Below are 10637 nucleotides of genomic sequence, written 5' to 3' on the forward strand. Positions count from 1 at the left end.
GCCATCCGTGGTGTGCTGATGGCCGGTTTCGCCGTGGTCTCCTGGACTAGGCTTTGTCCGAAAAGTCGGATTTGCTAATGTGCCCCATGCTGCAACTGCATAGGTGACCCATGGCAGGACGCTACGAGATCTCCGACCACGGCTGGGCCCTCATCGAAGACATCGTCTCGCCGCCGCAGAGGTCAGGCCGTCCCCGTCGCGATGACCGCCAGGTATTGAACGGCATCTTCTGGATCCTCTGCTCGGGTGCCAAGTGGCGCGATCTGCCAGAGCGCTACGGCCCTTGGAAGACCGTTTATGACCGTTTCCGTCAGTGGCGCGATGATGGCACCTTCGAGGCCATTCTGGCGCGCCTCCAACTTCGCCTGCGAGAGGATGGTCTGATGGACCTGGACACCTGGATGATCGATTCGACATCGATCCGCGCCACTCGGGCCGCCTCAGGAGGCGGCAAAAAGGGGGACAGGTAGAGCCCGTAGACCATGCCCTGGGACGGAGTCGGGGCGGTCTGACGACCAAGATCCATATGCTCTGTGACCGGCATGGTTGGCCGCTGGCCTTCACGCTGTCGCCGGGGCAGGATTCGGATACACGGCACTTCATTCCCACCCTGGAGGATGTGCAACTGCCTGGAACCAAAGGCAGACCTCGCAAGCGTTGCCGTTTCATCGTGGCGGACAAGGGCTACGATAGCGAACCGCTTCGCCGCTACTGCGACCGGCATCGCATGAAGCCGATCATTGCCCGGCGCAAGATGAAGCGAAAACCGCGCCCCGGCGCTCCAAGGGGCTTTGACAAGCCCCGGTATCGAGAGCGAAACATCATTGAGCGCTGCTTCGGTTGGATCAAAGAGCTACGCCGGGTTTGCACCCGTTACGACAAATTGGCCAGCAGCTTCCGGGCGATAGTATGCCTGGCCTGCATAGACCGTTGTTTGCGTGCAGACTTTTCAGACAGAACCTAGCATCATCCTGGTGGTCGGGTTCTGGTTTTTCGGCGACGATGCGCTGTCCAATGCGCGCTCCATCTACCGCATGAACGATACCTACATGGATATCAGAACCTTCTTCGATGAATGGCGGGGTCGGGTGTTGTTGGGGTTGTTTCCATTGTTGCTTGGTTTTTTTGGACTTTTTGTTTAATTTTTTCCAATGGTGGTGGATTTGTAAGTGGTCAGGCTCTCATGGAATTGTTGATCAGAGAGTCATTATTGTGAATGAAAAGCTTAGAGTGACGTTTTGAGTGAGTGACGTTTTGAGAGAGGTGAAGTGGATGAAAAAGTTTATGCTGATTTTATTAGGCGTTCTTGGGTTGGGGCATGCCCATGCTGATCAGATATTGGATTATTCAAAAGTCGATTCTCGCGAAAAGGCTATGGAGTTGGCTCGTGAAGGGAAGTTGCAAAAAATTCTTCTTTTTCCTTCAGAGTTAGGGGGTGAAGATATTCCTCAGAATGTCGTGTATGTACCTCCCGGTATTTCCGAGATCAAGGATAGCATCACGGGAACTCTCTTCAGGTTTGCAAAGGAGGGGGTGATCGATAGTTTGCAAGTCAATCCAGAATACAAGGGGGTTAGTGTTATTCCTTCTCGGATCCATATCAAAACATCACATTCGGGAAAACCTGGTGAGTTCAATCCTACCATCGATATTTGGTGAGTTAAGTCGCCATGAGTTCTGGTCATCGCCCTAAGTGTTCTTATATTATGCATGGATAACTCGCTGAGAGATGGTGGCCGGCCTCATGAGCCAAGTGCAATCCATGTCCCATTCTTTGTAGTGTCCCAATCCATCGGAGGAAAGCATCTATATCGGTTCCATGGTTTTTACGTGATATCATGCTTTTGCTGATTTTTTGAAGAGGAGGTTGTTATGAAGATCCGTAAATTTTCGGTCGTGGTTGCCTGTATCATGATTCCAGCGATGTCCTATGCTCAGGATTTTGACTTTGCAAATTTTTCTAAGGCCGTTGAAAGAGCTCATGAGCTAGGGACCGCGTGCCAGGATAGTGTGGATGCCGATGCAATGACACCACAGTGCGAAAAGTTTTTGAACTACTATAATGGCGAATACGATGAGCAGGCGGTTTTGCTATCCGAAGAAATGTCCAGGAATGGTGCTCGGTTCATTGATGACATTGGCTACGATGAATTCGATCGTGTCTCTGAGCTTGATGAGCAAGTTGAGAGAATGGAGATTTTTGCCTACGACCTGAAGTACAATTAGAAGATAATAGGCTAGATCAAAAATTAATGAATACGACGCCTGGCCAAAACGGTTAGGCGTTGTGTGTACTGATTATTTCATTTTTGCATTGGAAGCCGTTCTCCGGCTGCGGGCAGATTTGGGCAATCCTGATTTCGTTGTCTCTTGGCCGACTGTCAGGTAAATACCGTCACACCTCAAACTGATGTTCTGTCACAAAGTGCTGGGTAGGGCCTTCACGTCCACTTGGCTTCGGCGGTGAACGATACCGTGAACCAGCGTCGCTCCGGCGGGATGGAAAGCCCGCCGGCGATCTGTTCGCGGATCTCGTCGAATACTGCGACGCCTTTATCGGCGCCGAAGTCGGGGGTGGTGAGTATGTGGATCTCGATGAAGTGGCCGCGTCCGCTCTTGGCCACGTGGCTGAAGTAATCGAGCAGTCCGTCGCGGGCCATGACCGGCGTCATCGCGGCATGGACCTCGCTGTCCAGCTTGCTGGGGGCGATGAGAAATATCTCGCGGATGGCCCGGCGCAGGATGCCGACAGGGACGGGCATGAAGCACAGCGTCAGCAGGGCGAGCAGCAGCGAGTCCACGTAGGGCGTGAGGTGGGCATAGGCGGTGCGCTCCAGCACCAGGGCAATGGCGAAGGCTACCACCAGCGCGGCGGTGATCAGCCCGGCCATCAGCCAGCCCTGCATGTCGATGCGCAGGAACTCGGAGTCCACCCGGCGGTTGATGCGTTTCTCGTAGATGAACATCGTGAAGCAGGCCGTGGCGACCACCACGGCGTAGACGATCGCGAGGCCAAAGGCGAGCTCCTGGCCGCCGTCCACCAGCCCCTGCACGGCATTGAGGAAGGCGTAGAAGCACAGCAATAGCAGGATGCCGCCGTTCAGACCCGCCACCATCGGCTCCAGGTGCCAGTAGCCGTGCTGGAAACGCTGGCTGGCTTCACGTACCGCCAGGCGGGCGACCAGTAATGCCAGTCCCGACATCGCCGCGTCCAGGGTCGAGAACACGCCATCGAAGAGAATCGAACGTGAACCGGCCAGCAGGCCGAATGTCACCCCCAGCGCCGATACACCCAGTGTGGTGGCGATGGAGAGCATCAGGGTGCGTTGTTCGAGCGCGGCTTGCGTGGGCGCTGTCATGGGGCAGGACTCAGCAGCGGAAAAGTCTCGATACTAGCCGAGTGGCCCGAGAATGCGAAATCGCGCGCCAACGGCGTTGTCTCACGACCGACGGCGCTCACTTCCACTTGATATTGCAGCCCATCGACGGCTTCTGCTGGGTGCTTGGCAGTTGCCCCTCGAGCACCGCATCGGCGGCGGCGCGCAGGTCCCCGCCGGTCACCGGGGCGTCCTTGTTCGGGCGACTGTCGTCGAACTGACCGCGGTAGGCCAGCTTGTGCTCGCGGTCGAACAGGAATAAATCCGGCGTGCAGGCCGCCTCGAACGCGCGGGCCACGTCCTGACTCTCGTCCACCAGATAGGGAAAGGAGTAACCGCGGCGACTAACCTCTTCGAGCATCTTCTCCGGACGGTCGTCCGGGTGGCTGTGGAAGTCGTTGCTGTTGATCGCGACCACGGCCACGCCTTGCTCCCGATACTCGCGGGCGAAAGCGGCGAAGGCATCGGCGATGTGCTTGACGAACGGGCAGTGGTTGCAGATGAACGCGACTACCAGCGGCTGGCCGGCGAAGTCCGTATTCGAGATTTCCCGCCCCTCGGGGTCGGGTAGCCGGAACGCCGGCAGGGGAGAGCCCAGTTCGATCATCCGCGACGGGGTCAGTGACATAACGGTTTCCGCTCCTCGAATAGCGTCTTGACCCTTCAGTTGTGCAGTATTGATCTGTCACTATCAAGGCCTTGCATTGCCCCCAAGACCTAACGGGATCGATAGCGCTAATGCCGATAACCGCCAATACCCCGGAACCTCCCTACTACGCCGTCATCTTCAGCAGCCAGCGAACCGAAGGCGATCATGGTTATGCGGCCATGGCCGAACGCATGGTGGCGTTGGCCGCCCAGCAGCCGGGGTTTCTCGGCATCGAGTCCGCGCGGGAGGAACTGGGCATCACCGTATCGTATTGGCAGAGCCTGGCCGCCATTCGGGACTGGAAGCGGCATGCCGAGCATCTCGAGGCACAGCGGCTAGGGCGCCGCCAGTGGTACAGCGACTTTCGCGTGCGTATCGCTCGGGTCGAGCGTGAGTATGGCATGTAGGCCGAGATGGGAATTCGGAGCCGGAATTTCACGCTGCCCGCCCAAGACGCCGGGGCGGAAAAGCTGGATAATGGCGCGCCATAGCCAGCCGAAAGCCACCAACCCGGCCCATCTTCATGGAAATCAAGGTCAACTACCTCGAAAATCTGCGTCAGGAAGCGAAGTTCGACGATTTTACCGTCGTCACGGATCAGCCCATCCGCTACAAGGGTGATGGCTCCGCGCCGGGGCCGTTCGATTACTTCCTGGCCTCGTCGGCACTGTGCGCCGCCTACTTCGTGAGGGTGTACTGCAACGCGCGGGACATCCCCACCGAGAACATCCGTCTGTCGCAGAACAACATCGTCGACCCGGAGAACCGCTACAACCAGATATTCCGCATCCAGGTCGAGCTGCCCAACGACCTCTCCGAGAAGGATCGCACCGGCATCCTGCGTTCCATCGAGCGCTGCTCGGTCAAGCGGGTGATCCAGAACAACCCCGAGTTCCAGATCGAGGTGGTCGACAACATCGACGAGGACGCTCAGGCGCTGCTGATGGGCGGGACCGTCGACGGCGACGAGACCTGGATCGAGGGCAAGGATCTGCCGCTGGAGCGGACCATCGCCAACATGACCCGCATCCTCGAGGATCTCGGCATGAAGATCGAGATCGCCTCGTGGCGCAACATTGTGCCCAATGTGTGGTCGCTGCACATCCGCGATGCCCACTCCAACATGTGCTTCACCAACGGCAAGGGCGCCACCAAGGAAGCCGCGCTCTGCTCGGCGCTGGGCGAGTTCATCGAGCGCCTCTCCTGCAACTTCTTCTACAACGACCAGTTCTTCGGCGAGGTCATCGCCGAGAGTGGCTTCGTCCACTACCCGGACGAGAAGTGGTTCCAGCCGGGGCCCGACGACGCGCTGCCGGCCGAGATTCTGGACGACTATTGTCGGGCGATCTACGACCCGGACGGCGAGCTGCGCGGCTCGCACCTGATCGACACCAACTCCGGCCGGACGGAGCGCGGTATCGTCTCGCTGCCGTTCGTGCGTCGCTCGGACGGCGCGACGGTGTACTTCCCCTCGAATTTGATCGAGAACCTCTACCTCAGCAACGGCATGAGTGCCGGCAACACCATTGCCGAGGCGCAGGTGCAGTGCCTTTCCGAGATCTTCGAGCGGGCGGTCAAGAAGCAGATCATCGAGCAGGAGCTCGCGCTGCCTGACGTGCCGGACGCCGTGCTGGCCAAGTACCCTGGCATCAAGGAGGGCCTCGATGCACTGGAGGCACAGGGCTTCCCGGTGCTGGTCAAGGACGCCTCGCTGGGCGGGCAGTTCCCGGTGATGTGCGTGACGCTGATGAATCCGCGCACCGGCGGGGTATTCGCCTCGTTCGGCGCGCACCCGAGCTTCGAGGTGGCGCTGGAGCGCAGTCTTACCGAACTGCTGCAGGGGCGCAGCTTCGAGGGCATGAGCGACCTGCCGGCGCCGACCTTCAACTCGCTGGCGGTGACCGAGCCGAACAACTTCGTCGAGCACTTCATCGATTCGTCCGGGGTGATCTCCTGGCGCTTCTTCAGCGCCCGCGCGGACCACGAATTCGTCGAGTGGGACTTCTCGGGCAGCAATGACGATGAGGCCGAGCGGCTGTTCGGTATCCTCGACGAGCAGGACCTGGAAGCCTACATGGTCGTGCACGAGGACCTCGGCGCGCCGGTGTGCCGTATCCTGGTGCCCGGCTATTCCGAGGTGTACCCGGTGGAGGATCTGGTCTGGGACAACACCAACATGGCGCTGAATTTTCGTGCCGACATCCTCAACCTGCATGCTCTGAACGATGCGCAACTGACCGACCTGCAGGAGCGCCTGGAGGAGAGCCAGCTCGACGACCAGTTGAAGATCGTCACGCTGATCGGCATCGAGTTCGACGACAATACCGTCTGGTCGGAACTGACCATCCTGGAACTGAAACTGCTGATCGACCTGGCGCTCGAGCGGTTCGAGGACGCCCTGGCGCGTGTCGAGATGTTCCTGCAGTTCCACGACAACACCGTGGCGCGGGAACTGTTCTACCGCGCGGTGCAGGCGGTATTGGAGATCACTCTCGATGACGAGCTGGAGCTCGACGATTACCTCGTCAACCTGCGGCGCATGTTCGGCGAAGAGACCATGGACGCGGTGGTCGGTTCGATCACCGGCGAGGTGCGCTTCCACGGCCTGACGCCCACCAGCATGGCACTGGAGGGGATCGAAAGGCATCAGCGGCTGATCGAGAGCTATCGCAAGCTGCATGCCCACCGTGCGGCCCAGGCGGGGCTCTGACTGCCGGGTTGGCGTGTCTTGCCTGAGATGCGTACGAAGAAGCGGCGAGTGCAGGCCGTTTTCGTGCAAGACCTAGCGCCCACTACCGGGTGGGCGCTGTCGTCTCGGCTACCGTTGTCGGCGGGCGTCGTCGATGTACGTGGCGTATGCCGCTATTCAGCGCCGAGTGCCTTCGAGCAGCATGACGGCCAGACGCACCCCGTCGACTGACGAAAGGATGCCGACGAGCCGGTCGCCGTCGAGCACCGGCATGGCGCCCTGGCGGTTTTCGAGCAGTTGCTGAAAGGCGTCGGCGAGCGGCGTATCGGGGGAGAGCGTGGCGACGTTACGGTCGATGACCTGAGCCAGCGCGATGCGGTCGAGATGCCGACTCAGGTGCAGCGAACCGAAGGTGTCGGTGATGCGCAGTGCTTCGCGCAGCACGATCTTCTGGTTGAGCAGGCCCATCAACTGGCCCTGGTCGTCCAGTACCGGCACGTGGCGTATCCGGTATTCCCCCATGGCCTCGTTGGCGTCGTGCAGGGTCTGGTCGTGGCGCAGGGTCACGATGTCGCGAGTCATGATATCGGCGACGACGTCGGGTGTTTCCTGGGTCATGAATTGCATCCTTGATCGAATCGAATATCGGGTGTTGCCACGGCTCGGCCACTTGCTGCCATCGGTGGCTCGATGGCTCCGAGTCGCCCTGCGGTGGTGGCTTCGTCGTGAGGCCGTCGCGGGGCGATCCACGATGGACTTCTGCTCTTTATCGGCAGCGAGCGGCCGAGCCACAGCCTGATTCGGATTTTTTCGACCAAGGGAGCATGTCTGCGGAAGGGGCATCGCCTCCCGGCCGTGTGTCGGCAGGCGATGGCACGCAGCGTGCGGCGGAAGGAATGGTGCTCGCGTCGTCTACAGACGGCTGACGATCAATGCCGCGTTGACGCCGCCGAAACCGAATCCGTTGCACAGTGCATGGCGGATCGAGTGCTCGCGCGTAGTGTTCGCCGCGAAATCCAGCCCTTGCAGGTCATCGTCGGGGTTTTCCAGGTTCAGCGTCGGGGGCAGTCGGCCCTGTATCACGGCCAGCGCGGTGAACAGGCTTTCCACGCCGCCGGCGGCACCCAGCAGATGGCCGGTCGCCGACTTGGTGGCGGAGATCGGTATCGTGGTCAGCGCCTCATCGAAGACGTTGCGCAGGGCGGCGATCTCGGCGCGGTCGCCGACCGGGGTCGAGGTCGCGTGGGCATTGATGTGATCGATGGCCTCCGGCGCCAGGCCCGCCATTCGCAAGGCCGCCCTGACCGCCGCCGCCGCGCCGGCGCCATCCTCCGGACCGGCGGTGATGTGATAGGCGTCGGCGCTGGTGCCGTAGCCGCTGAGCATGGCCAGGGGCGTCGCGCCGCGCGCCTCGGCGTGGGCCAGCGTCTCGATCACCATCAGCCCGGCGCCTTCACCCATCACGAAACCATTGCGATTCCGGTCGAAGGGACGCGATGCCCGGTCGGGCCGTTCCCGTTCGGTCGAGAGCGCCTTCATGGCGTGAAAGCCGGCCAGCGATAGCGGGTCGATGCAGGCTTCGGCACCGCCCACCAGGGCGACTTCCGCCTCGCCGCTGCGGATCAGCCGCATGCCGTCGCCGATGGCCTGAAGGCCGGCCGCGCAGGCGGTGACCGGACACCCCAGCGGCCCCCGAAAGCCGTGGCGGATCGAGACGTTCCCCGCCGCCAGGTTGGCCAGGAAGGCCGGCACCGTGAAGGGCGAGAGGCGGCGGTGACCGCGCGTCGTCAGGGTGTTCTGAGCCTGGGTGATGGTCGGGAAGCCGCCGATGCCGGACCCCACCAGGGTGGCGGTGGCCTCGCGGTCCGCGTCGCGCGTGGGGTGCCAGTCCGCCTGGGCCAGCGCCTCGTCGGCGGCGGCCATGGCGTAGAGGCTGAACAGCTCCAGCTTGCGGCGTGCCTTGGCATCGGCGATACGTTCCGGGTCGAAGCCGGCCTCGGGGTCGTCGCCGAGATCGGGAACGCTGCCGGCGATCTTGATCGGCAACTCTCCGGACTCGAACCGGGTGATCGTCCTGACGCCCGAGCGGCCGGCGAGCAGGCGTTCCCAGCTTGCCTTGACGCCGCAACCCAGCGGGCTGATCATTCCCATGCCGGTGATGACGAGAGGGGATTGCATGGCGTTTTTTCCTGCATGGCGAGTTTTCGCCAAGCTAGCATCGCGCTATATATGATCAAGGTAATATTCAGGCGTGAGACGACGAGGTAGCCATGCCTTACTCGGCAACCCACAAGGCCAGGTCCCGGGAGCGGATTCTCAAGTCGGCCACCGAGCTGTTCAGCCGCCAGGGCTTTGAAAAGGTCTCGATCGGCCAGATCATGAAGCTGGCCCGAATGACCCACGGGGCCTTCTACGCGCACTTCGCCTCGAAGGAGGCGCTTTATCAGGCCTCGGTGCGTCAGACCCTGGAGAACAGCCGCGCGGCCAGGCTGGTCAAGGGGCCGCTGTCGGTCAAGCACCTGACGGACCTGGTCGCCAACTGCTGGAATCTTCAGGAACTCGAGCGCAAGCACAAGCCAGGCCCGGAGTCGGTGCTGTTCAACGAGATCGGCAACGAAAATACCGAGATTCGCACGCTGTTCGAGGCCTCGTACCGGCGCGTGAAGAAGATGCTGGAAACCCGCCTCATCGCCCTGAGTCGCCTGAAGAAACTGCCCCTCGAACCCGACCGCGAAGCCATCGCCGACAAGTCCCGCGTGATTCTCGCCTCGCTGGTCGGTGCCGTGGCCATCGCCAAGAGTCTGCCCGAGGAAGCCGAGCGCCAGCGCGTGTTGAACGCCGCCCAACGGCATATCCTGCGCATGCTCGGCGTCGAGGAGAGCGAGCTGGAAAGCCTGTTGGACGCTTCGGGGTTGGAGGGGAATCCTGCGTAACCCGATTTCGACCGCAAAATGCCCCGTACAACGACAGGCCATGTTTTCCATGAGTTTCTTGCTCCGCGGGACTGGTAGCGTTGCTGAATATTCATTCAAGCCCCAGCCCAGCGGGCTACACGCCCCGACAAAGTCTTTTGCGGCATAGAGCGCCTTCCAAGATTTTGAAAGGCGCTATAAGAAGAGTCAGCAAGGTGGACAAAAATGGCCTGTAATTGACTTCTCCTTAAATCTGTTCATGCCGCCCGGAGTATAAAATGTTCGAGATAGTGAGAGCCGTTTTTCCCGATGATCTTGAGGATGTTCTTGATTTGTACCGGGAGTATGTGGGCAGCACCTCGGTCGATCTCTCTTTCCAGGGCAATGAGCAAGAGTTTAGCCAGTTGCCTGAGAAGTATGGCTCTGAAGAATCAAAAATTTTTCTGCTGAAAAAAGACGGCAAGCCGGTTGGGTGTGCGGCATATCGGAAGCTGAATGAGGAAGTCTGCGAAATGAAGAGGGTGTATGTCCGGCCAAGTGCGCGAGGCGATAATCAGGGCGCTAATCTTGTGGGCAGAGTCTTGCAAGAGGCCGTGATGAGTGGATATAAGAAAATATGTCTGGATGTGCTGCCTGAGTTCAAGGCTGCCCTGAAATTATACCGGTCGTATGGATTCGTTGAGCATCCTCCCGTAACGAACAATCCCGTTCCAGGAACACATTTCCTGGGCTTGAATCTAGGTTCTGTCTGAAAAGTCCGCGCGTAGGCAACGTTCTATGCACGCTAGACATACCATGGCTCGGAAGCTGCTAGCCAACTTGTCGTAACGAGTGCATACCCGGCGCAGCTCCTTGAGCCAACTGAAGCAGCGCTCAATGATGTTTCGCTCCCGATACCGGGGCTTGTCAAAGCCCCTTGGAGCGCCGGGGCGCGGTTTTCGCTTCATCTTGCGCCGGGCAATGATCGGCTTCATGCGATGCCGGTCGCAGTAGCGGCGAAGCGGTTCGCT

General features: G+C 60.2%; 13 protein-coding genes. 8 read left to right on the plus strand and 5 right to left on the minus strand.

Annotation, left to right across the window (positions count from 1 at the left end; translation table 11 throughout):
- Positions 1 to 110: 110 nt before the first annotated feature.
- The 4 genes from KGR00_RS08485 (at position 111) to KGR00_RS08500 (ending at position 2226) form a co-directional block, all read left to right on the plus strand.
- Positions 111 to 964, plus strand: a protein-coding gene (locus KGR00_RS08485) for an IS5 family transposase (RefSeq protein WP_224417144.1) whose coding sequence is annotated in 2 segments (ribosomal slippage) — positions 111 to 453 and positions 453 to 964 — 855 coding nt in all. Because the reading frame shifts where the segments join, the coding sequence is not laid out codon by codon here.
- Entirely contained in the window at positions 939 to 1142 is a 204-nt protein-coding gene (locus tag KGR00_RS08490) for a hypothetical protein (RefSeq protein ID WP_224417143.1), read from the plus strand. Before KGR00_RS08485 ends, KGR00_RS08490 begins: the two co-directional genes overlap by 26 nt.
- A gap of 130 nt (positions 1143 to 1272) precedes the next feature.
- A complete protein-coding gene (locus KGR00_RS08495; RefSeq protein ID WP_224417142.1) occupies positions 1273 to 1659 on the plus strand; it encodes a hypothetical protein in 387 nt (128 codons plus the stop codon).
- 213 nt (positions 1660 to 1872) lie between these two features.
- Positions 1873 to 2226, plus strand: a complete 354-nt coding sequence (locus KGR00_RS08500; protein ID WP_224417141.1) for a hypothetical protein — start codon at positions 1873 to 1875, stop codon at positions 2224 to 2226.
- A 215-nt stretch (positions 2227 to 2441) separates the two neighbouring features.
- On the opposite strand, the gene KGR00_RS08505 is transcribed toward KGR00_RS08500, so the two are convergent.
- Positions 2442 to 3359, minus strand: coding sequence for a cation transporter (locus tag KGR00_RS08505; protein ID WP_129141630.1), 918 nt, complete (start codon positions 3357 to 3359; stop codon positions 2442 to 2444).
- 97 nt (positions 3360 to 3456) lie between these two features.
- Positions 3457 to 4005 (minus strand): thioredoxin family protein, encoded by a 549-nt coding sequence (locus tag KGR00_RS08510; RefSeq protein ID WP_224417140.1) that lies wholly within the window; start codon positions 4003 to 4005, stop codon positions 3457 to 3459.
- Positions 4006 to 4115: 110 nt separating this feature from the next.
- Here KGR00_RS08510 and KGR00_RS08515 point away from each other — a divergent pair, with 110 nt between their 5' ends.
- Together KGR00_RS08515 and KGR00_RS08520 are read left to right on the plus strand one after the other, a co-directional pair.
- Positions 4116 to 4433 (plus strand): antibiotic biosynthesis monooxygenase, encoded by a 318-nt coding sequence (locus KGR00_RS08515; protein WP_129141628.1) that lies wholly within the window; start codon positions 4116 to 4118, stop codon positions 4431 to 4433.
- A gap of 116 nt (positions 4434 to 4549) precedes the next feature.
- Entirely contained in the window at positions 4550 to 6736 is a 2187-nt protein-coding gene (locus KGR00_RS08520; protein WP_224417139.1) for an OsmC domain/YcaO domain-containing protein, read from the plus strand.
- A gap of 156 nt (positions 6737 to 6892) precedes the next feature.
- Here KGR00_RS08520 and KGR00_RS08525 read toward each other — a convergent pair whose 3' ends face one another.
- Both KGR00_RS08525 and fabF read right to left on the minus strand, forming a co-directional pair.
- Positions 6893 to 7333, minus strand: coding sequence for a CBS domain-containing protein (locus tag KGR00_RS08525; protein ID WP_129141626.1), 441 nt, complete (start codon positions 7331 to 7333; stop codon positions 6893 to 6895).
- A 294-nt stretch (positions 7334 to 7627) separates the two neighbouring features.
- Positions 7628 to 8893, minus strand: a complete 1266-nt coding sequence (gene fabF, locus KGR00_RS08530; RefSeq protein ID WP_224417138.1) for a beta-ketoacyl-ACP synthase II — start codon at positions 8891 to 8893, stop codon at positions 7628 to 7630.
- Between the two features lie 92 nt (positions 8894 to 8985).
- Here fabF and KGR00_RS08535 point away from each other — a divergent pair, with 92 nt between their 5' ends.
- Both KGR00_RS08535 and KGR00_RS08540 read left to right on the plus strand, forming a co-directional pair.
- Positions 8986 to 9648, plus strand: coding sequence for a TetR/AcrR family transcriptional regulator (locus KGR00_RS08535; protein WP_224417137.1), 663 nt, complete (start codon positions 8986 to 8988; stop codon positions 9646 to 9648).
- A 257-nt stretch (positions 9649 to 9905) separates the two neighbouring features.
- Positions 9906 to 10379 (plus strand): GNAT family N-acetyltransferase, encoded by a 474-nt coding sequence (locus KGR00_RS08540; protein WP_224417136.1) that lies wholly within the window; start codon positions 9906 to 9908, stop codon positions 10377 to 10379.
- Here the strand turns inward: KGR00_RS08540 and KGR00_RS08545 are convergent.
- Positions 10365 to 10637: transposase (locus KGR00_RS08545; RefSeq protein WP_224424400.1), on the minus strand; the 273-nt coding region annotated here is incomplete at its 5' end. The genes KGR00_RS08540 and KGR00_RS08545 overlap by 15 nt on opposite strands.

The sequence above is a fragment of the Modicisalibacter sp. MOD 31.J genome, assembly GCF_020147985.1.
In the GTDB taxonomy this organism is placed as follows: Bacteria; Pseudomonadota; Gammaproteobacteria; order Pseudomonadales; family Halomonadaceae; genus Modicisalibacter; species Modicisalibacter coralii.